Annotated in this window: 17 protein-coding genes; 4 read left to right on the forward strand and 13 right to left on the reverse strand. The window is 69.7% G+C overall.

The features are described from left to right. Positions 1-121: 121 nt before the first annotated feature. Positions 122-3,004: a TIR domain-containing protein gene (locus tag AB0389_RS09605; RefSeq protein WP_366394769.1), complete on the reverse strand. Its 2,883-nt coding sequence runs from the start codon at positions 3,002-3,004 to the stop codon at positions 122-124. Further along, positions 3,001-6,009, reverse strand: coding sequence for a toll/interleukin-1 receptor domain-containing protein (locus AB0389_RS09610; protein ID WP_366394770.1), 3,009 nt, complete (start codon positions 6,007-6,009; stop codon positions 3,001-3,003). The genes AB0389_RS09605 and AB0389_RS09610 overlap by 4 nt, the downstream gene beginning before the upstream one ends. 390 nt (positions 6,010-6,399) lie before the next feature. Here AB0389_RS09610 and AB0389_RS09615 point away from each other — a divergent pair, with 390 nt between their 5' ends. After that, positions 6,400-6,930 carry a hypothetical protein gene (locus AB0389_RS09615; RefSeq protein ID WP_366394771.1) on the forward strand — a complete coding sequence of 177 codons (531 nt, stop codon included), beginning with the start codon at positions 6,400-6,402 and terminating at the stop codon, positions 6,928-6,930. 700 nt (positions 6,931-7,630) lie between these two features. Continuing rightward, positions 7,631-11,326 carry a helix-turn-helix domain-containing protein gene (locus AB0389_RS09620; protein WP_366394772.1) on the forward strand — a complete coding sequence of 1,232 codons (3,696 nt, stop codon included), beginning with the start codon at positions 7,631-7,633 and terminating at the stop codon, positions 11,324-11,326. A 71-nt stretch (positions 11,327-11,397) separates the two neighbouring features. Here AB0389_RS09620 and AB0389_RS09625 read toward each other — a convergent pair whose 3' ends face one another. From AB0389_RS09625 to AB0389_RS09640, 4 genes are all read right to left on the reverse strand, one after another. Continuing rightward, positions 11,398-11,952, reverse strand: a complete 555-nt coding sequence (locus AB0389_RS09625) for a hypothetical protein (protein WP_366394773.1) — start codon at positions 11,950-11,952, stop codon at positions 11,398-11,400. Continuing rightward, on the reverse strand, positions 11,928-12,812 hold the full coding sequence (locus AB0389_RS09630; protein WP_366394774.1) for a terminase family protein: 885 nt from the start codon (positions 12,810-12,812) through the stop codon (positions 11,928-11,930). The genes AB0389_RS09625 and AB0389_RS09630 overlap by 25 nt, the downstream gene beginning before the upstream one ends. Next, positions 12,793-13,080: a hypothetical protein gene (locus AB0389_RS09635; RefSeq protein ID WP_366394775.1), complete on the reverse strand. Its 288-nt coding sequence runs from the start codon at positions 13,078-13,080 to the stop codon at positions 12,793-12,795. Before AB0389_RS09635 ends, AB0389_RS09630 begins: the two co-directional genes overlap by 20 nt. A 319-nt stretch (positions 13,081-13,399) precedes the next feature. Beyond that, positions 13,400-14,362 (reverse strand): recombinase family protein, encoded by a 963-nt coding sequence (locus AB0389_RS09640; RefSeq protein ID WP_366394776.1) that lies wholly within the window; start codon positions 14,360-14,362, stop codon positions 13,400-13,402. A gap of 321 nt (positions 14,363-14,683) precedes the next feature. On the opposite strand from AB0389_RS09640, the gene AB0389_RS09645 reads away from it, so the two are divergent. Both AB0389_RS09645 and AB0389_RS09650 read left to right on the forward strand, forming a co-directional pair. Next, positions 14,684-16,402: a site-specific integrase gene (locus tag AB0389_RS09645; RefSeq protein ID WP_366394777.1), complete on the forward strand. Its 1,719-nt coding sequence runs from the start codon at positions 14,684-14,686 to the stop codon at positions 16,400-16,402. A 552-nt stretch (positions 16,403-16,954) separates the two neighbouring features. After that, entirely contained in the window at positions 16,955-17,209 is a 255-nt protein-coding gene (locus AB0389_RS09650) for a helix-turn-helix transcriptional regulator (protein ID WP_366394778.1), read from the forward strand. Between the two features lie 270 nt (positions 17,210-17,479). Here the strand turns inward: AB0389_RS09650 and AB0389_RS09655 are convergent, their stop codons facing one another. The 7 genes from AB0389_RS09655 to AB0389_RS09685 all read right to left on the reverse strand — a co-directional run bounded on the left by AB0389_RS09655 (position 17,480) and on the right by AB0389_RS09685 (position 21,494). After that, a complete protein-coding gene (locus AB0389_RS09655) occupies positions 17,480-17,857 on the reverse strand; it encodes a DUF6415 family natural product biosynthesis protein (protein ID WP_366394779.1) in 378 nt (125 codons plus the stop codon). Between the two features lie 84 nt (positions 17,858-17,941). Next, positions 17,942-19,195 carry a transcriptional regulator gene (locus AB0389_RS09660; protein WP_366394780.1) on the reverse strand — a complete coding sequence of 418 codons (1,254 nt, stop codon included), beginning with the start codon at positions 19,193-19,195 and terminating at the stop codon, positions 17,942-17,944. A gap of 120 nt (positions 19,196-19,315) precedes the next feature. Next, positions 19,316-19,570 (reverse strand): hypothetical protein, encoded by a 255-nt coding sequence (locus AB0389_RS09665; protein ID WP_366394781.1) that lies wholly within the window; start codon positions 19,568-19,570, stop codon positions 19,316-19,318. Then, on the reverse strand, positions 19,571-19,831 hold the full coding sequence (locus tag AB0389_RS09670) for a hypothetical protein (protein ID WP_366394782.1): 261 nt from the start codon (positions 19,829-19,831) through the stop codon (positions 19,571-19,573). It abuts the gene before it with no gap. Between the two features lie 11 nt (positions 19,832-19,842). After that, the gene (locus AB0389_RS09675) at positions 19,843-20,691 is read right to left on the reverse strand and encodes a peptidoglycan-binding protein (protein ID WP_366394783.1); all 849 of its coding nucleotides are present in this window, start codon (positions 20,689-20,691) and stop codon (positions 19,843-19,845) included. A gap of 2 nt (positions 20,692-20,693) precedes the next feature. Next, entirely contained in the window at positions 20,694-20,906 is a 213-nt protein-coding gene (locus tag AB0389_RS09680; protein ID WP_366394784.1) for a hypothetical protein, read from the reverse strand. A 72-nt stretch (positions 20,907-20,978) separates the two neighbouring features. Further along, a complete protein-coding gene (locus tag AB0389_RS09685) occupies positions 20,979-21,494 on the reverse strand; it encodes a hypothetical protein (protein ID WP_366394785.1) in 516 nt (171 codons plus the stop codon). Between the last annotated feature and the right edge of the window lie 3 nt (positions 21,495-21,497).

Genomic DNA, 21,497 nt, shown 5'->3' on the forward strand with positions numbered 1-21,497 from the left:
ATCCATGTCATCGACATCATCAAGAACGCGGTCATCAAGAACGCGCATTTCGCAGCAGGAGAAACGATCTGGCAGAGCCGACGGTCCCCCGCTGCCAGGGGTCTACCCTGCCACGCGGTGTTTATGGGGTTTCGTCGGTATGGGGTCGGTCATTGGTCAGGCGGTCGACCAACCGCCACACGGCACCCGGCAGGACGCCCAGGGCCGTCGCCGCCACGCTCTGTGCGTACAGGTCGTTCTTGCGGCCCATGGCCGACGGCGCGGTACGACGCACGGCCGACAGCATGCCAAGGCCCGAGCGATGTGATCCGGTGAGTACCAACGCCACGCCAAGGTCGTACTGGGCGTGGAGGGTGTCGGGGTGACAGGGGCCAAGCGTGGCCAGCAACCCCGTATAGGCCTGCTCACTCAGCTCCTTCGCCGTGTCGTACTTACGCAGTTGTGCGTGTGAGCGGGCCAGCAGCAGCCGGGCGCGCAGCGTCATCGGGTGCCGCGCGCCGTGCCGCCGGTCAAGCCGCGAGATCGTCTCCGTGAGGTGTTCCCGGGCCGCCGTAGGACGGCCGAGGCACAGGAGGGCATTGCCGTACTCCACATCGGTGCTCAACGTCCGGTCGTTCATCGGCCCGTGGCTCCGGCGCAGCTGCTCTCGCTGCTGCCCGAGAGTCTCGGCGGCCTCCCGCCAGTTCGCCGGGTCCGGGCGGAGTTCCAGCAGATGCAGGGTCAGCCAGGCTTGCGCGAGGACGGTTTGTGCCGTCACGGCGTTCATGTGATCGGGCAATCCGTGGTCGTGGTACCAGCGTTGGACGGACTCGGCCGTCAGCCGCGCCTCGCGCTGGGCGTTCGTGGAGAGCTGGAGAATGGCCAGTTCGATCCGTGCGGCCTGCAGGTGGTGCCCCGCGCGTTCGGGCGGCTCGTGGGCGAGGAGGTTCACGAGTGCGTCGGCGTGGGCCAGAGCCGCGTGCATGTCGCCGCGGAGCCGGCGGCTTTTCAGATAGCCCAGCCGCAGCTCGATCCGGGCCTGGTCGAGGCCCGGATCGTTCCCCGGAGTGTCCGCGCCGCCGTGCCCGGTGACGGCCGATGACGGAAAGGTGGCCCTCACGGTCGCCCAGTGGGCGTCCGCCGCCTCGGGACGGCCGAGCGCGTCGAGGGCCTGAGCCAACAAGCCGACGGCGGACAGCCCGCCCGGATCGTGGGGCGCTGTGGCTTCCCACGCGCGCGAGGCGTACTCCTCGGCCTGCTCGTAGTGGCCCGCGTCCAGGTGGGCTCGGGCGCTCCGCAGCAGATCGGGTACTGCCGGGACGCCGGACGCGAGAGCCCGGTCCCAGTACCGGGCGGCTTCGACCGGCTCGCCACGGTCCTGGTGGAAAACGCTCAGCATGCGGTGCAGCGCGTGACAGGCATCCGGGGGGACGAGGGAATGGCGGGCGAGTGCGGCAGCGAACGGCATGAGCCGGTCGGACTCCGTGCCCTGTTCTCCCCTCTGCTCCAGCAACCTCTCCGCGACGAGCCGGGCGAGTTCGGCTTCGGGGACGACAGGGGCCAGATAGCGCTGCGCGGCTTCGCGGACAATGGCGTGGACCTCCCAACGGTCCTCGATCCGGGTCGCCAGCATGAGCTCGTGCAGGCCGGCCAGCGCGTCGCCCAGGTCACCCTCGCGGGGTTGCAGCGCAGTCACCACATCGGCGATGAACCCGGCGGGCAGAGGGGCGCCCGCACCCATCGTGGCGAGCTGGAGAATCAGCCGCTGTTGCGCGGTGAGCGGGTTGAGACTCGTACGAACCAGACCGATGGCGGGGTCGAGGACCACCGGATCCTTGATGAGCCGGCGGACATGGTCGCTGACGGAGCACAGCCCCTGACGATCCCGCAGCTGACGCCCGGCCAGTTGCAGGCTCAGGGGGTGGCCGCCGAGCCGCTCGGCCAAGGCACCGAGGGCCTGCCGTTCGTCCTCGCTGTCCACCGGGCAGTGTTCGCGCAGAAGAATTTGGGCGTCCTCGGCGCTCATCGAGCCCAGTTCCACAACGGGCATCAACTCGGCGAAGGGGCCGCGACGGCTGATCAGGATGGTGTGCATGAGCGGACCGGCGGGCAGGAGCAGACGTTGGACCTCGCTGGGGTCCAGGTCGGGCGGCAGGTCGTCGACCACCCACAGGGCAGGTCGGGCAGCGGTGAAGAGGTGATCGGACACGGCGGCGCTCAGCTCCGCCGCGTCGGCCCGGCCGACAGCGGGACCGAGACGAAGGGTGCGGGCGACCCGGCGCAACTCGTGGGCGTATCGGGCCGCTACGTCGGACGCCGTCGCGCCGCTCAGGTCCAGCCAGTGGACTCCGCCCGGATACGCCGCGCCGAACTGCCAGGCGTAGGCGGCGGCGAGAGCGGACTTGCCGACGCCGGCCACGCCGAGCAGCGCCACCACCGGGCCTGCCATCACCTGCCTGACCATCGGGTAGGCACCCTGACGGAGCTGCGAGTGCAGTTGCCACTGTTCGCGGTACCGGCCGACGAAGCCGTGCGCGCCGGCCACGCGATCGGCGATCCAGCGTGGCCGCTCGGTGAACCGGGGCTCGCCGATGGTGCCCGGCACCGAGCCGAGACGCCGTCGAATCGCGGCTTCCAGGTCGTCGAGGCCGGCCTTGTCGCCGTACCTGGGGGCACGGGCGAACGAGGCGTCCGCCAGTTCCACGGGGAACAGGTGCTCCTCGCCCGGCTCCGGGTTGATCACGACGATACGGCCGGTGGGGTCGCCCTCCCGCTGCCCGGCCAGGAGCGCCGCCGTCAGCTCGAACTGGCAGGCGTACCGGCTCGGGTAACCCGCCGAGTAGTACACGAGCAGCGTCCGTGACGAGGCCAGCGCCCGCTCGATAGTCTCGGTGACGCCCTCACCGGTGCGGATGCTCTCGTCGAGGAAGACGGTCAGTTTTCTGTCGCGCAGTGCCTGGGTGATCCGCTCGGCCTTGGCCCTGTCATGACCGCCGAAGGAGAGAAAGACGTCGTACGCATTCACCGGCTGTCCACCTCGGTCGCGTCCCAGCCGGAGCCGAGACCGGCTATCCAGATGCGTACCCCGTCGGCCGCGACCGTGGCGGCATCGCCCGTGCCCAGGGTCAGTTCCAAGCCGGTGGTGGCGTCGTCGATGAGTACCCAGGCCTCCTCGTACTGGCCGTCGAACTGGTCCAGCGCCGCGTGTGCGTGCGCCAGGTGACCGACGGCGGTCATCGTCGCGACGTCGTCCGGGCCGAGGGCTGCCAGCCGGGCGTCGTAGACGCGGATCGCCGCCTCCAGCACCGCGATCCGTTCGTCCATGCGCTCGTCGTCGAGGCGGATCTGTCCCGGCGTCAGACCGGCCGGGAGGGTCTCGGCCACGTCGGTCGTCGCAAACCTCGTTGACACGGTCCCGGGGTGGCCGTGCTGGAGGGGAGGGGCCTGCTCGCCGTCCCGTTCGAGCAGCGCGGCAAGGAGGTGGTGCAGGGTGCGCAGGGTCGAGGGATGCGGCGGTCCCTGGGTGTGCAACCGGATGCGGTAGGCCTCGGTGAGGAGATCGGCGGCCTCGTCCGGGTCCTCCACGACGCCGGCCAGGTTCTCCGCCGCGTCCGCGGTGTGCGGAAGCGGCCCGAGCAGACGCCGCCGCGTTTCGTGCACCGTGCGCAGCATCCGCCGGGCACCGGCGGGGTCCGACAGCCGCAGTGTCGTGGCCGCCAGGTTGTTCAGCGCGTCGAGGGTACGGGCATGGTCCTCGCCGTACAGGGAGCGGAACGTCCGGTACAGGCCGGTCTTGAGCTCGTGCGCCTCGGCGTGGTCCCCGCACCGGCCCACGTGGATGGCGTAGTTGGTGAGGGCGTCCAGAGTGTCGGGATGCTGCAGTCCGAGCAGCCGGACGCGGATCTCGTGCACCGACCGGAAGGTGCCCCTGGCGTGTTCGTGGTCACCCGCGGCGCCGCAGACCACGGCGAGATCGTTCCACGCGGTGAGGGTGTCGGGGTGCTGTGCACCGAGCCGTCGGCAGAGCGCTGTGTGCGTCGTATCCAGCAGAGTCCGGGCCGTTCCATGGTCTCCGTGCAGACCATGGGCGACTCCCAGACCGAGCTGGAAGGCGAGCGTGGTGAGGTGATCGTCCCCCAGCCGGGACCGGCACAGTGCGTGGAGCCTTCCGTACAGGTCCAGTGCAGCCCGGCTGTCGCCGAGTTCGGCGTGCAGCCGTCCGGCCTCGTTGAGGAGGTGCCACTCGTCGATGTCCAGCATGTCGGCGGCCAGTCGCTCGATATGGGACAGATGGCCGGACAGGAGCGGATACCGCTGGCTGTCGCGGGCGTCGTCCATCTCGCGGGTAAAGGCGGCGACGGCGGCCAGTCGCAATTCCTGACGGCGGTGTGGTGAGCGTTCCGACCGGCGGACAGCTTGGTTGACCAGGGGGTGGACACTCCACGACAGCCCCGCCGCGGCGCCGAGATCACTGGTCGCCGTACCGTGCCGTCGGCTGAGGTAGCCCGCTTCGGTCTGGCGGAGGCCTTTCCGAGCCCTGTCGTCCGCCTCCGCACGGGACAGTCCATCGGCCTCGGCAAGAACGAGGGAGACCAGCGCCGCGGGAAGCGGCGCCGCGCCGAGCACACTGGACAGCAGCAGTACGTCGAGGCCTTCCTCCGGGAGGGCGGTGATGCTACGCGACAGGGTGGCGGCGACCCCTGTGATGTGATCGGTGGGCAGTTTGGGGCGTAGCTGCTCGGCAAGGGCCAGCGCGTCACGGTCGGGGTCGGTGAGCAGCTTCTCCAGGGCTGTGAAGTCGGCGATCCCGGTAGCCTCCGGTGAGCCGCTCAGGCCGGCCGCGAGAGCGAGGGCCAGCGGGTGCGCGCCGAGCGCGTCCACAATCCGGCGAACGGCGGCGTACTGATCGCGTTCGCCCCGCAGATCTTCCAGACGGCGTGTCACCGGCCTGGGTCTGCCGTCCGGCCACTGGCTCGTCAGCAGGGCCACGGAGGCGCCACGCTCCAGGGGCGGGAGCACCAGCCGGCGGTCGGGGTGGACCCAGCCGCCCAGGTCGTACCCGGCCGTCAGGAGAGTACGGCCATTGCTCGTCGGAGCCAGCAGCGAGTTGAACTCGGGGCGGCTGACGCCCTCCGGTACGTCGTCCACGATCCACAGGTACGGTCCCAGATCGGCCAGTTGGCGGCGCACCCAGCGAGCGATGTCCTCGAAGGGACCAGAGCGCGGCCGACTGTCACCTGCAGGCAGTTCCTCGGCGATACGTGCCAGGTGGGACTCCACCACCCGCCGCACTGCCATGTCACCGCCCCCGTCCGTCCCGTGGCCCTCGGAGCCGCGCAGCGAGAACACCCCCGCCGGGAAATCGGCGGCGAAGGTCCGGGCGTAGTGCCGCACGAGTTGCGTCTTGCCCTGACCACCAACGCCGGTGACTGCCACCACCTGGCCGCCGTGATGGGGAGCGTCGTCGGGGAAGAAGGCGTCGTGGAGCCTCCACAGGTCCAGTTCCCGGCCGTAGGTTTCCAGGACGTCCGGCATCGGCTCCGAGTACCACTTCGGTGGCGGCGGATTCGGCGCGTCACCGAGTCGACGCCGGTCCTGCTCGCCGAGTCGGCGCACCTGAGCCGTGACGGACGCCGCCAAGCGGTCGAACGACTGGTCGAGCGCCGGTAGTCGCCAGTGCTTCAGCCTTTCCGGCCTGACCTCCTCGATGTCGAGGTGCTGGCTGAGGGCGAGGACCCGGGCCCGGCTGCGGTGCAGGTGATAAGAGCTCAGGAGCGCGAAGTGCAGCTCCTGCCGACAGTACTCGCTGGCCAGAAAGGCGGGCGAGTAGAGGGCCAGAAGGACATGGCTCCCACGGAGCGCGGCATCGATGCGGTCGGGAATGCAGTCGTAGTCCCGCATGCCGTCGTGGTCCTGGAAGACCCTCAGGCCGAACCCGGTCAACGCAGCGCGCAGGGCGTCCGCCTGAGCCTTGTCCTCCCACGCATAACAGAGGAAGGCATCATGACCATCGGGCCGCACAACGACCACAGCACACCTCCCCCGTCCGCGAGCGGGCCCCCGCGCAGGTGACCGGACGCCGCTAGATACCTGTCAGCTGCGGCAGACTCCGTCACTTCACCATGGGCACACGGACCAACGAGCGACTGTGTGCACGCGTTCCTGCATTTCTGTTTCCACTCCGCCAAACCAGCCACCAAGGCAGGGAACCCTCGCCCAAGCCCCGACTCGACATCGCCGGGGCGCCCAAGGAGATGTCCGACCAGTGCGGCTCTCACCGCCGCCAGGTCGGAGCCCACGGAGTGGCAGATCCCCGTCCATGCCAAACCCCTGATCAACGCCACCATCGACCTGTACGCCGAACGCATCGACCGGTAAACGTGGGTCCGGCTGATCGCCACCCGCCGCGGCTACCGCCTCATGCCGAAACAGAACCCCGACACCGACGGCTACCAGCGGATGATGTGCCCCGCCGAAGCGGGCAAGGCCCAGTGCCTCATCAAGCCCCACACCCTGGGCCGCTGCATCCACCTCCCCCTCATCGACCCGGAGCCCAGCCCAACCGGCCCGGTCAAGGTCTGCCGCCAGAACGCCATCACCGTGAGCCCGGAAGCCGGCGCCAAACAGTGGCAGGCTCTGGAGTACGGCGGCCCGGAATGGCAGAAGGTCTACTTCCGGCTGCGCAACAGCGTCGAGGGCTACAACGGCTACGCCAAGAACCCTCTGGCCGAGGGCATCGAGGCGGCGGGCTCCCGCCGCATCCGCGGCATCGCCGCCCAGACGATCCTGCTGGCCTTCCAACTCGCTCACGCCAACCGCCGCAAGATCAAAAGATGGCTTGAGACACTCGCCCTCGGCGGCGAGCGCCCTCGCCGCCGCACCCACCACAGGCGGAAAACCAAGGAGCCCGGGACCTGGACACCAACTGGTCATCTGGCGGCAACCGCCTGATCCGACCACCACCCCAGCACCACCCCGGAAGACAACCAGCAGCACCAAGAGCAGGGCCCCGACCGTGAGATACCTCACCGCCGGGGCCCTGCCGCGTCACCGTCCGGGCCGCAGCCCATCACTACAACGAGAAACGGGCCCCACCATGACTTCCGTCGCCGGTGGAGACCCGTTTCGTCGGTTTCTCCGTGATCGTTTCCCACAACCCTGGTCGCGGAGACTCTGCGGCGGCGAGGGAAGCGCATCGCCGATCCGTCGTCACTCCTGCACGAGGTCTCTGGCCTGGGTCGTGGGAAAACCGGTGACACAGCGTGGGAAACGATCTCCAGCGGCATCCACGTACGCCCTGATCAGCGAGTTCTGTCGGTGCCCCAGAGTCCTCTTCGGTGAGGTGTTCGTCGGGCTTGCCGTGAGGGGCACACCGGCGCGATCCGCAATGGGCGGCAAGATCGCCGGGGAGATCGCCAAGCCTTCGATCCGGCGAGACGCAAGTGGGGCCGTAGGGGCGCGGCGGTTCCCCGCGCCGCTCACATCACCGATTTCAGCGGCCGGAGCATTGTTCGGCACCACCGTCCCGGCGGCCGAACAATGAAACGGGCCGCGCCCCTTCGCGTGTCATAGATATGTGTGGATTGGCTGCCCGCTGAGACGCAGGGCGGCCGGAGGGGGTGAAGGTGTGGCGGGGCGTCGTGAGGTGCCGGTGGATCCCACAGCGGGTCCGGTGCAGCGGTTCGCGTTCGACTTGCGCAAGCTGCGGGCGGAGGCGGACGGAATCACCTACCGGTCGCTGGCCCAGCGGGCGGGCTACTCGGTGACCACGCTGTCGCAGGCCGCGGCGGGCGAGCAGTTGCCGACCCTGCCGGTGGCCCTGGCCTATGCGGGAGCGTGCGGTGGAGACCTGGCGGAATGGCAGGCCCGTTGGACGGAGGCGATGGAGGAGTCCGTCGGCAACAGCGCTCGGGACGACGGCGGATCACTCACGCCGTACAGGGGGCTGACACGGTTCGAGACCGGGGACAGCGGCCTGTTCTTCGGACGGGAACAACTCACCGCCGACCTGGTCGATCTGCTGCGCCGTCGGCGGTTCGCCGCGGTCTTCGGCCCCTCCGGCAGCGGCAAGTCCTCCCTGCTGCGGGCCGGCCTGATACCCGTACTCCGCGGCGCTCAGGAGCCGGACCTGCGCCCGGCCGCGATCCGGATCCTGACACCGGGCGAACGCCCCGCCCGCAGCCACGCGTCCCTCCTCACGCCCGCGATTCCCCGCGACGGCAGCACCGGAGCGGACACCTTCGTGATCATCGACCAGTTCGAGGAGGTCTTCACCCTCTGCCACGACGCGGCCGAGCGCGCTCGCTTCATCGACCTGCTGCTGACAGCCCGGCGGCCCGAGAGCCGCCTGCGGGTGCTGCTGGCGGTGCGCGGCGACTTCTACGGCCGCTGCGCCGAACACCCCGACCTGGCCGACGCACTGCGCGATGCCAACCTGCTGGCCGGCGCGATGAGCCGGGCGGAACTGCGCGACGCCGTCGTCAAACCGGCCACGGCCGCCGGACTGACCGTGGAACGCGCCCTCACCACCCGGCTGGTCAAGGAAGTCGCCGACGCGCCTGGCGGGCTGCCGCTGCTGTCCCACGCGCTGCTGGAGACCTGGCGCCGCCGCCGCGGCAAGACGCTGACCCTGGCGGGGTACGAGGCCGCCGGATGCCTGGACGGCGCGATCGCCAAGACCGCCGAGGAGGTCTACGGCCGATTCAGCGAGGACCAGGCGGCGGCTGCCCGCCGGGTATTGCTCCGCCTGGTCGCCCCCGGTGACGGCACCCCCGACACCCGCCGTCCCGTCAAGCGCGCGGAACTACCCGGTACCGGCAGGGATGACACCGTCCAGGTGATGGAGGCACTCGCCGGGGCACGGCTCCTCGCCCTGGACGGCGACACCGTCGAGATGGCCCACGAGGCGCTGCTCACGGCCTGGCCCCGGCTGCGCGGGTGGACAGAAGAAGACCGTGAACGCCTGCGTGTGCACCGGAATCTGACAGAAGCCGCCCACGCCTGGCAGGAACTGGGACACGAAAAGGAAGCTTTGTACCGGGGAAGCCGGCTCGCCGCCGCCCAGGAACACTTCGGCGGCGCACCGCGCGAGGACCTGACCGACAGGGAGCACGCTTTCCTCGACGCCAGCCGCGACCACGAGCAGAAAGGCCGTCGCCGATCCCGGCTGGTGCTCACCGCGGTCACCACCGCCCTGTGTCTCGCCCTCATCGCCGCCGGCCTGGCCGTGGGGCAGTGGCGGAGCGCGGTCACCGCCCAGCACCTGGCCCAGTCCCGGCAACTGGCCGCCCAGTCCGGCGCCCTGCTGGACTCCGAGCCCGATCTCGCCTCACTGCTCGCTGTCCACGCCTACCGAACGAGCCCGACCCACGAAGCCACCGCCGCCCTGTATGCCGCCGCGGCGCTACCGCTGCGCAAAAGCCTGATCAACGGCACCAAACCCGTGGATTCCATCGCCCTCAGCCCGGACGGGCACACCCTTGCCACCCACAGCGGAGACGGCCAGGTACGGATCTGGGATCTGCCCGGAGGCCGGCTCCGACACACGTCCACCGCCGGCAGCAGCAGCCATGCCGCGGCGTTCAGCCCCGACGGACGCACCCTGGCTGTAGCCACCCTCGGTGACACCGACTGGGCAGTAGCCCTGTGGGATCCGGTCACCGGCAGAAAGCTCAGAAGCTTCACCGTCCCCGACGGTTCGGTACGCGACCTGGCCTTCAGCCCGGACGGTCGTACCGTAGCCGCCGCCTCCGTCGCGACTGTACGGGTGTGGGACGTGACCACCGGTCGCAACCTGCACAGCTTCACCAGCCACCCCGACCCGCAGGCGGTCGCCTTCGGCCCTGCCGGACGTACTGTCGCCGCAGTGGGCCTCGGCGGACAGGTACGGGTATGGGACATGGCCACCGGCCGCACCCGGACCGCTCACGACCGCGAAATCGAGTGCAGGACAGTGGCCTTGAGCCCCGACGGCCGGACCTACGTGGTGAACCGCACCGACGGTCTGGTGCAACTGCGGGAGGTCGCCACCGGCATGGTCCGACGCACCATCAGGGACGGTCCCGTCGGAATGAACGAGGTGACCTTCGCCCCGGACAGCCGGACCCTCGCCGTCACGGGCCCTGGGGACACCGTACGACTGTGGGACACCGCCACCGGCACGGCACGGGCCACCGTGACCGCCGGCCACCACGGACGGGGGATCATGAAAGTGGCCTTCCGCGCGGATGGCCGCACCCTCGTTACCAGCAGCAACCTGGACGCCACCATCCGCGTCCTCGACCTGTCCGCCGATGACCCGCAGACCACTCCGCCGGGCCAAACCGGCACTATTGTCGCCGACATGGCGTTCAGTCCGGACGGCCGCACGATGGCCACGGTTCGCCAAGGACCGCCCGGCCGTGGGTCGGCACAGCTCTGGGACGTCAGGACCGGTGATGGCGAAGCCACACTGACGCTCGACTCCCACCAGGCACCCCGGGAGGAGCAGCCGCCCTTCCCGGTGACCCGCTTTGGGGCTGTGGGGTTCAGCCCGACCGGGCGCGCCATGGCTGCCCGGGTCGTCAAGGACGGGGTGATCGAGGTCCGGGATATCACCACGGGCCGATTGCGCCGAAGCCGTGCCCTCGACTCCGTCGACACGGCGGTCTTCAGTCCCGACGGAACACGGCTCGCCATTGTCGGCATGAAGGGATCGGTACAGATCTGGCACCTCTCCACCGGCGCGCTGCACACCACCCACACTGGCCACGGCCAATCCGTAAGGACCATCGCGTTCACCCCGGACAGCCGCGCACTCGCCGTCGTGGACATCGAGGCCGACGGCGAACAGATCACCCTGCTCGACGCCGCGACAGGCCGCACACAGCGCACCATCAACCCGAACACCCGGAGCCCGCTGTCCCTCGCGTTCAGCCAGGACGGGCACACCCTGGCGACCGTGAGCAGCAGAAACGGAGTCGTAAAGACATGGAACGTGCGCACCGGTCAGCTCCAGGGCGGCTTCAGTGTCAGCGCTGAAGTCGCGTCGCTGGCCTTCAGCCCCGACGGACACACCCTGGCGGCGAGCAGCGTAAGAGGAATCCAGCTGTGGGACCTCGCCACCAGCCGCCCGAGAATCACCCTGCCGACCCGCTCACCCGCAGCACTGGCGTTCAGCCCGGACGGACGGACCCTGGCGATCAGCACGGGCAGCTCCGTCCAGCTGAGAAACGTAGACCTGCCCGACCCGGCCCGCGCGATCCGCGACATCTGCGAGGCCATCGATACCACCCTCACCGCTCTGGAGCAGTCCCGCTACCTTCACGACCAGTCCACCGCAACCGGCTGCCGGCCAAGCGCGCGATAGGGCCCCAGCGCATCACCACGCAATCCGACAGCCTGCGGAGCGCCACACCGTCCGGGTGCCGCTGCTTGCGATCAACGTCGTCCGTCGAGCCTCCTGTCGTTAACGGGGTAGACGCCGGTGTCGAGCTGATCCGGGTCCGCGAGTTCGGTGAGACCGTGAACGCAGGCGTCCATACGGTCCGGTGAGTCCATGCCCGCTACCCAGGTGACCATCTGGTCCTCCAGCACGGGGTACTGGCCAACATGGTGGACGAGGTCCTGCTCGTACAGCTGCGCCATCGGCTCGGCGCGGAGCCTCTTGCCGACCTTGGCGGTGACCTCCAGGACCATGGGCATGAGGAGACCCTTGGTGACGCCCTGGCGCTGGAGCTGCTCCCACGCCTGGCGGACGATCTGGCGCGCCATGTCTCCGCCGTAGTTCTTCTCCACCACGATCGCGTCGGCGCGCAGCTCCAGGGCGAGGCGGCAGGCCGCCAAGCCCCAGTCGTTCGCGCCCATGCTGCCTGAGCGGTCGTCGAGGACGTACAGGTGTCCGTCATAGCCGCGGGCGGCGCCGATGATGCCGGTCTCGTCGCCCACGGCGGATTCGCCGCCGGCGGGGTCTACGGCGACGACGATGCGGGCCATGTCGAGTCCGCCGAACGTGACGACGCTCGTACGGTTCTCGTCGATCCAGGCGCGAGCCCACACCCCTCCCTCCGGCGGGCGGGGCTTCGGCTGGTAGAGAGCGGACCAGACTCGTTCGCCTCGGCGTCGGCGATGATCCGTCCGGCAAGGTCGTCCTCGTGCCACCGGGTCTGGATGACGCAGATGGCACCGTCCGGTTCCATACGGGTCTGGAGGACGGACTGCCACCAGTCCCAGGCCCTCTTGCGCATCGTCGGAGAGCCGGCATCGGTCATGTCCTTCACCGGGTCGTCGACCAGCGCGATCGTGGCACCGCGCCCCGTGAGGCCACCGCCGATGCCCGCGGCGAGGAGCCCACCCTCGTGCCCCGCGATGTCGAACCGGTTGGCCGCCTTGCTGCCCGGGCTGAGGTGGACGCCGAGCTGATCGCCCCAGGAGTCGATGGCGTCGCGGATCCAGCGGCCGTGGTCGTCGGCGAGGTCTGCGCTGTAGGAGGCGATCATGATGCGCCGGTCTGGATACTTCCGCAGGTACCAGAGCGGCGCCCAGCACGAGGCCCGCCGGGATTTTCCGTGCCTCGGGGGCATCGTCAACATGACGCGGTCCTGCCGTCCTTCGGCCATGTCGATCCAGGCCGTGTCGATCAGGTTCAGGTGGCGGGCCTGCATCTCCCGGCGCTCGGTGAGCACCGCGGCCAACGCGCCGGGTGAGCGGTCCATGGCGATATGCCGCTCGACGCCGAGAAGTTGAGCACGCATCCGGGCACTCGCTCGGGCCGCGAGCTGCCGGCGCTGCTCCCCGCTGAGCGTGCGGTACCGGGCCAGCACCGCGCGTTCGCGATCACTCGCCGACGCTGCCACGGGCGGCTCCCTCCGTGACGGCGATCAACGCCTCCAGCTCGGCAAGGTCGACCGCCTCCACCTGGAGGGGGCCACCGGCAGCACCGGTGATCTCAGTCTTCGCGGGCCGGTCAAGGCCGAGGAGACGGGCTCGACGCTCCATGATCCTCAGCGCACGGTCGATGGCGGGGAGTTCGCCATCCCGTACGGCCTTTCGGTAGGCGACGAAGAACAGCCGGTCCAGTCGCTCGGCTTCGACGGAGCGAAGCTCGTCGGCCTCCGCTTCCAACGCGACGGTACGTTCCTTCAGGGCTTCGCGGACATCCTTGCAGGCGGCCCGGATCAGGGCATCATCGGCCGGCGGGTCCTGCTCCTTGGCGTACCGCTCGACGCCGTACCCCTGCGGGTAGGCGAGCCGGTCGCTCGGCGTCGCCTACGCGGCCAGCAAGGGGTCGTACCTGGTCACCCACTACCTGGGACACCCCTGGCCCCTGCACTACGAAGAGATCGCCTCGCCCCTGCTGGCCGGGCTCGCCGTGATCGCACTCATCACGGGGCTGACCATGGCGATGGTCGGCAAGCGGGTCGCGGCCCACAAGACGAGCGCCTCAGCTCCCGTCTGACACCGCGAGCCTCTTGCGCCAGCGCAGGACCACCCGGCCCGGCTCCACGGTGCGCACACCACGCGCGCTCGCGGGGAACACCTCCACCTTCTCCAGAAGCAGCACCGCGAGAGCCCTCTTCGATGCCTGCGGCGCGGTGTTCCACCATCGGACCAGGTTCTTGGCGCTTCCCAGAGAGAAGTTCGTCATCTGCTCCGCGTATCGTAGGCGCGAGCGGGTGTCCTTGATGTTGGCCGTGATCTCACGGTCGGCGGTCGCGAACGCGTCACTGCTGATCCGGCGGTTGGCGTAGAGGCTCGCCGCGTCCGTCCGGCGCTCCTCCAGGTCGGCGATAATCGCCGTCAGCTCCTTGACCTGGGCCTTCACGGTGGCTTGGGCCTTGAGGATCTGGTCCCTGATGCCCGGCTTGAGGAGTTCGGCCACCACGTACTCGCCCACGTGGTTCTCCAGGAGTTCGGCGTCCATGCGGACCTCGCCGCAGCCGCCCCGGCCGTTCTTGTCCTTCGGACGGCAGCGGTAGCCGGGGGTCCCCGCGTCGGTACGAGCCCCTTGCAGCGCCTGTGAGCACTTGCCGCACGTGCTCGCGCCCGCCACCAGAAGGTAGTCGTAGGGCGGGTCCGCGTCGGCCGTCTTCCGGCTCTGCTCACGCTCCCGAAGGGCTTCGAACTCCTCGCGTTCGATGATGCCGGGATGCCCGGCGTCGACGAGCTCACCCTTCTCGTCGTAGACGAGTCCGGCGATCGCCGGATTGCGGAAGAGCCGGCCGACGGATGCGTCCTTCCACTCGCCACCGAGCGTGCCCCGGTACCCCTCACCGTTCGCCCACCCCGCGATGTCCGCGTTGGACTGCCCCGCCAGGGCCCGGCCGGCCATCAGCCGAAGGCGGTCCACTTCGTCGTCACGCAGCCGACGACGTGACTGGTCGTCGAACCCGAAGAGCCGTGGCATGCGGTCCCGTCCGTTCTTCTCTCTTGCGCCCCCGTAGCCGACCGATCCTAGGCCACGGCCAAAACCGCCGGACCGCCGTCCAGGCTGATCAGTGCGCCACGGGCTACAGAGATCACCGCACCGGCGGCGTCACCCCCAGCACTCGCCACAGCGCGGCGGTAGGGACTCTCACCGTGCTGCCCAGAGTGAGTGTCCGCACAGGGAATGCCCCCACCTTGATCAACTTGTATGCCTTGTGCACTTCGACACGGACCGGCACCGCCGGTCCGTGGGCCAAGCCCACGAAGGAGACACTCGTGTTCGATCCCAGCTTCAGCGGCAATGCGCCTGCCGGACTGCAGTCGTCGACAAATCCGGCGCGGCGGCCACACGACGAAGGACAACGCCAAAGCCGCGGCCGACAAGGTCTACCGCGAGATCATCGGCGGAACCGACGTACTCAGCAACGCCACCGTAGGAGAGGACCTGCGGCACTGGCTGAAGCGCAAGAAGGCGCTGGCCCGTACGACCCGGCACGGGTACCAGGAACACATCGCCCTCTACCTCGAGCCCCACCTCGGCCATATCAAGCGGCGCGACCTCAAGTTGCGCCACCTCGAGGCCATGTACGACGCGATCGAAAGGGAGAACGCCGAACGGCTCATCCACCACGCCAAGGTGGTCGAACTGCAGGAGGTACGCGACGCCGCCCACACCTCCTGGGTACGAGCCGCCGGCAAGAAGGAGGAACGCCGTGTCACGCGCCGGGCCTGGCTGGACGCCAACGCCGCCCTGCGCACGGGCAGCAGGGGCAGGCGGAAGATCACCAGCGCCGCGACGATGCACCGCGTCAACGCCACTCTCGGCTCCTTCCTGACCGGCGGCATCAAGCGGGGCGAGTACCCGACGAACTGGGCCCGGTTCGTTGAGCTTCCGGCGGTCAGGCGTCCCAAACCCCTCGTCTGGACACCGGAACGGGTCGAGGAGTGGAAGCGCACCGGCAAGAAACCCGGACCGGTCATGGTCTGGACACCCGAGCAGACCGGAGCCTTCCTCGACCACACCCGGAACGACCGGCTGTACGCGATGTGGCACACCTTCATCTTCAACGGCCCCCGGCGCGGCGAGATGTGCGCGCTGCCATGGACGGAGATCAGCGTCACCGCGCTCTGGCTCCGGATCTCCGCACAGATCGTAGAAGTCGCCTACCGGCTGTACGGGGAAACCCCCAAGGCCGACAGTGTGCGCACCAACACCCTGAACGAGGAGACGGGCAGGGCCCTGGCCGCGTGGCGGATCCAGCAGGAGCGGGAACGCGAGAAGTGGTCCGGCGAGGAGGCATGGGTCGAGTCCGGCCGGGCCTTCACCCGGGAGAACGGGGAGCAGTGCCACCCCGACTGGGTCAGCAGACGCTTCAAACGGCTGGTGAAACTCTCCGGCCTGCCCCCGGTCCGCCTCCACGACCTGCGCCACATCTCCGCGACCCTGTCACTGCTCGCGAAGAACGACATCAAAGTCGTCCAGGAACGCCTGGGGCACTCCTCGCGCCAGATCACCTCGGACACGTATACGAGCGTCCTGCCCGAGTTGATGCGCACGGAAGCCGAGTCCACCCTGGCCGTGGTCCCGCGCGACGTACCCTTCGATGTCCACCACCCGCTGGGCATACCCGACGGCGCCTTCCACCACGGGGTCGCCGTACTCCACGTCCGTGGATCCCACAGCGCCGGAGGCGTCTGGAACGCCAACGCGGAGATCCGGCGGGACAGTGATCCCCTCGGCCGGATCCGGACCGTCTGCGAGAGCCGGGAGCAGGCCGCCGAAGCCGCGGCGAAGTGGATCCGCGAGCACTGCGCCGCCAACGACTACGAGATCCTGCGGACGGAGAACCTGCACGAGCGGTACCCGGAAGACCGGCGAACGGACGTCGCGCTTCTCCGGTTCCTCATCGCCCGGCCAGAGGGATACACCGAGGAGGAGTTCCTGTCGCCCGAGCAGTCACCGCCGGACCCGAACGCGAATTCGACCGGTCATGACGCGGACCTCGGTCCCGCCGCGTGACCTGCGTCCCGAATCCGTCCCGACAGTCGTGAAGCGGTGACACGCCGGGCCGTCAGGATCCCGGAGGTCTCCCAGTACGTCGGTTAACGTGCAGGTCAGAACGTTCCTGCGCGCCTATATCTGGTGGGGCGGGTGGGACTCGAACCCACGACCGACGGATTATGAGTCCATAGTTTTCGCTCTGGCTCACTCCGGGAGCCGCGAGTTACTCCCGTTCGCCTGGGGTTTCATAGGCACCCACTCTGGCTCACTCCGGCAATTCCGGGACTCGCCGGGACCTCCGCTCACGCACCGCTCACGCAGCGAGCCGAGGCCCAGCCCGGTCTGAACTGGGCTTTTCTCATTGTCCCGTACTCCCCCGCTCGCGGCAATGAGCGCATGAGAGAGCCCCAGCCGCGCGCGGCTGGGGCTCTCGGTGCTCCGTCCGGTCCGTCGGGGGGACAGGTATCCGGCCGGAGCGGCAGGGCGCTCGGCACGACGAGCCGAGCAAGATCACAAAAGGCCGAATACATTCGGCTGACATAGGATTCACCAGGTCAGACGGTTTGTCGAGTGCGACAGCTGCCTGACGATGACTCATGGATCACCGACCGCCGCCGGGCCGTAGGTGACCGCGTCCGCGCCGCGCGCCGCGCGCAGAACGCCACCCAGCAGGACCTGTATCTCGCTGCGCAGATCGACCGCATCACCCTCCAACGGGTGGAGGCCGGGGAGAACACTGGTCTCCACACCCTGCTCCGCATCGCCTGGGTGCTCGATGTACCCCTCGCCGACCTCGTCCGCGAGGAGCCCCGGCCGCCGGGATGACGGACGGCGGCCGGGGCGGTAGTGGTGGGCGCCCCGGCCACGCACGGCCAGGGCGCCCGTCCCGCGCGCCGCACGGCGGGGGTGACAGCGGCACGCGGGAGTCTCAGTGGCGCGCGCGGGCCGGGAAGCGGGTGGGCTGAACCCGCGGGTCCGGGCGGCAGTCCGAATGCAGGTGGACATCCGGGGCCGCTCCGGAGCCAGCGTCGATCGGGTGGGTCGTGTACGGCTGGCCCGGTCGGATCGCTTTGTCGCAGCGCGCACAGGTCATCATCAGCAGCTCCCCTTGTCCTCGGCGTCCGGCCCGTACCGTTCCAGCAGCCACCGGCAGGATCGGCGCAGCAGCTCCACCTGCACGTGGGCGGACAGCGGCGTCAGGGGCGCTGCGGGCTGCGCGATCTCGTGTCGGATGGTGTCCAGCCGGGATCGGAGGCTGCACCAGGTCGTACCGCCGCGCCACAGGGTGGCCGCGTGTTTCTCGGCGGTCGGGAGCATCGACTCGATGTGGCCTCGAAGCGCGGTGGCGGCCGTGGCGAGGTCCGAGTCGCTGGCGCGCAGCTGGCCAAGCCCGACGGCCTCCGCGAGAGTGGCCTCGATGTCCATGCGGGCGGGGGCGGAGAGACAGGCGGGGGCATGCGGTGGATCGACCACGGGGCGCTCCAGTGACAGGCGGTCAGGTGATGTCGACCGTAGGAGTGCCTCGCGGGTAGAGGGGGCACAGTTTGTGCCCCCTCGTCAGGCAGCCAGCAGCCCAAGCTTCACCGCCAGGGCGGACGCCCTCTGCCGTCGGGCCGGGTACTTCGACTCGGCCTCTTCGAGGACGATGCGCTTCGCGTACCCGTTGTACCGGATCGTCTCGGGGGCCGACTCGTGAGCGCGGGCCAGCGTGTCGAGCGCGACGTCAGGCTGTCCGTCCAGCTGGTAGGCGCGGGCTTCCTCGATCCGGTGCCGGGCCCGGCGCGGCCGGGATGGAATCGGCACCGCGTCGGCGGCAGCGGCCTGCCGTACGGACTCCCCCCCCGCATGCAGTTCGACCGCGACGGTGACAGCGTGCGCGCCCATGATGGCCCGGCCGAAGCTGGTCACCGGGTGGAAGTAGTCGGCCGGCAGCTTCGCGGCCATGTCGCGGGCCTGGTCCCAGTAGCGCCAAGCCGTGCCCTTCTCCGCTCGCCTCGCGGCCGTGTACCCGGCCTCGAAGGTCAGGGCCCCGGCGATGGCGCGGACTTCGGTGGAGGCGTCCGGGAGTAGCGGCGTGAGGTATGCCAGCGCGTCGGACGTGACGGCATCCGCCGCGTCGAAGTGGCTGGGGCCGGAGTCCCGGTGGGCCTGGGCGGCCAGCCAGGCGGCGACACCGATCGTGTGTGGATCCTCGGACTCCTGCGCGGCGATCATGCCGCGCTCGGCCACGCGCCATAGCAGCGCGGCGTCCGGCTGGTACGCCACGAAGAACTGCGCCAGCGAGTAGACCTCGGACAGTGCGGCCTGCGCCGCGCGCCTGTCGGTCGCCCGGTCCGATTGCCGTACGGCCCGCTGGGCATCCCGGATGAGATCGGGCAGCAAAACCCCGATGACGTCCCGGTGGTTCGGTGCTTCGTGGCGGGCCTGCCAGGCGCGTGCCAGCCGTGCCCGGATGTGCCGGGCCGAAGGCGCCCGCGCGGAATCGGCCAGCAGAGGGAAGGCATTGACCGCGGCCTGTACCGCAGGAAGCCGAGGGTGGCCCGGGCCCGCGAACAGGTCGACGCGCACGGATTGGTCCCCCGTGAGTTCTGACAAATCACGCACCCGCAGCAGCTCGGCGAACCGCAGGACCATGTGCAGCTTCGGCGTCTTCAGCCGACCGGTCTCGACCGCCTTTACCCATGACCCGGTGCGCCCCATGAGGCCACCGAGCTGTTCGCGTGTCATCCCTCGTCGTGTCCGTAGAAGTTGAAGTCTCTGCCCGAAGGCGAGGGGATCGGTGTATGGGTCCGGGGTAGCATCAGCAGGCATGGCCTTGCCCCTCTCTGTCCAGCTCGTCACTGCCAGGGTATGGGGCAAGGCCCTTTCTGTGTGAGTCACGTCATGACGAAGCGCCCCTGCTCTCCCGGAGGAGAGCAGGGGCGCAGTGCGTCAGCGGTAGAGGGCGATGATGCTGGTACCCACGCCGGCGAGCCCGGCCAGAGCGGCGAGGCTGGGGAGCGGCCAGCGGGCGCGCTCCAGCGCGGCAAGGCGCTGCTCCAGCTCGGCGATGTCCTTCTCGGTCTGCCCGGTCCGCTGGAGCGCGGTATCGAGGCGGCCGTTCAGCTCAGCGAAGCCGGTCGTGAGCGCACCTCGCAGCCGTTCGAGTTCGAGGGCGACCGATGATGACTCGGGCGGCGTCACCACCTACACCCCCCGTGCGAGGGAAGCGGAGTTGGTGACATCTCGCCACCGGGCGAGCAGGCCCTTCAGTAGAGCGCCGGCCGCGGCAAGACCCCCGAGTGCGGCGGACTGCCACATCGCGAGATCGAACGGGGCCGTGAGGACCAGGCCGCTGACGAACGCCTGGAGGAACGTGGACAGCACTCGCTCCACCAGGTCGCGGGCGTAGGTCTTGGCGGACTTCAGGACGGTGTCCACCTGCGGGGGAAGTGAAAGTTCGGACATGGATGCGCCTTTCAGGAGGTGACGGTGAAGCCGCGCGCGGCGGCGAGCTTGGTGAGGGAGGCGCGGCCGGGTATGCCGTCGGCCGCCGCGCCGGTGTAGCCGTAGCGGCGCTGGAGCGCGGCGTAGGCCCGGACGGTGGCTGTGCCGAAGTGGCCGTCGACCAGGTCCCGGGCGAGGAGTCCCTCGGCGGCGAGGGCGGCCTCCACCGTGCGCACCCCCGCGTAGCTCACCGGGGTGCCGGCCTTCGGGGGGTCCGTGCGTGCGGCGGTGATGAGCCGGGCCAGGGAGACGGACGGCTTGGCCGGAGTCGGCGGCGGCGCGGGCTTCGGCGGCGCGGGCTGGGGCTCCACCTCGGCAGGCCGGGGCGCGCCCTTCTTCACCCAGGCGTACAGCGGGCCGCCGGGGCAGTCGGTGGCGTAGCCGTCGCGGTGGCCCTTGATCTCGTCTCCGGCGCCGTTGGCGCGGAGCAGTTCGATGCCGTCGCGGATCGCGGACAGCATCGCGTCGGTCGGCTCGGTGAGCCCCTCGGCGCCGATCAGGCCCACGATCGCGTAGTGAGTCTTGTTGAGGTCCTGGTTGCCGTTGGCGCCGGTGCGGCGGCCGGTGCCGCGTCCTGCGAGGAGGTAGCCGTGGGGGCACGCCGCGAAGTTGTACGCAACGTCGGAGTAGTTCTCCACCTTGTTGGCGAGGTGGCTTGCCCGTATGGCCTTCCACAGGGCGAGGCACTTGGGGTGCTCCGTCAGCAGGAGGGGCGAGACGAACGTGCCGAGGTAGTGGACCTTGGTCCCCTTGGCTGTCGCTTGCAGGGGTGCCGCCGAGGCCGGGAAGCCCAGCTCGGCTCGGGTGACGAGCAGCGTCATGGTCAGCTCTCTTCCTGTTCCGTGGGCGCGGTGACGGCGCGGGCGACGGCGACGGCCGCCGCGATCCATGCGGTCTGGACGGTGTCGCCGAGGTCGTCCCAGGCGGGGATCGGCCGGCCGTCGTGGGTGAGGCCGCCGGTGCTGGCGCTGTAGGTGGCGGCGGCGAGCTGGCCGAGCTGGAGCGGGGTGGGCTGGATACCGAGGACGTCGGACACGTGATACCTCCGGGCATGACGAGAGCTCCGGCCGGCGGACGGCTCGGGGCTCGGACAGTGGGTGCGGGTGGGTCAGATGGTTCCGGCGCCGGGGTAGTCGACTGCTGTGCCGAGGTCCCAGATGGCGAGGCTGGCGGGTGTGGCGGCGCTGGCCGCGAAGGTGAAGGTGGAGCTGGAGCCGGTGTCCCACGAGTAGGTCGCCACCACGGGGACCGTGATGTCGAGAACGCTCGTGTTGATGCCGATGTGGTTGAGCGTGACGTTGTTGTTGCGGGCGGTGGTTGCACGGTTGGTGACCACGATGGTGCCCAGGTTGCGGATCAGGGTGCCGGTGGTGTTGCTGCGGCGGATCCGGAACGCGCAGAGGTCGCCCAGGTTGGCGGTGCTGTGCTGTACCAGGCCGCGCAGCTCGAACTCGTAGGCCCGGCCCGCCTTGAACGTGACGGTGGGGGTCGTGATGATCGCCACCTCAGTGGTGGAGGTGGTGGTGGGCGCGTTCGCGGTGATGCTGGCGAACCCGATCAGTTCCCCCATGTTCAGCTTGGCGGCGGTGACGCGTTCTCCGGCCAGGAAGCGGTATCCACGCATGGT

Source organism: Streptomyces sp. NPDC093109 (assembly GCF_040701725.1).
In the GTDB taxonomy this organism is placed as follows: domain Bacteria; phylum Actinomycetota; class Actinomycetes; order Streptomycetales; family Streptomycetaceae; genus Streptomyces.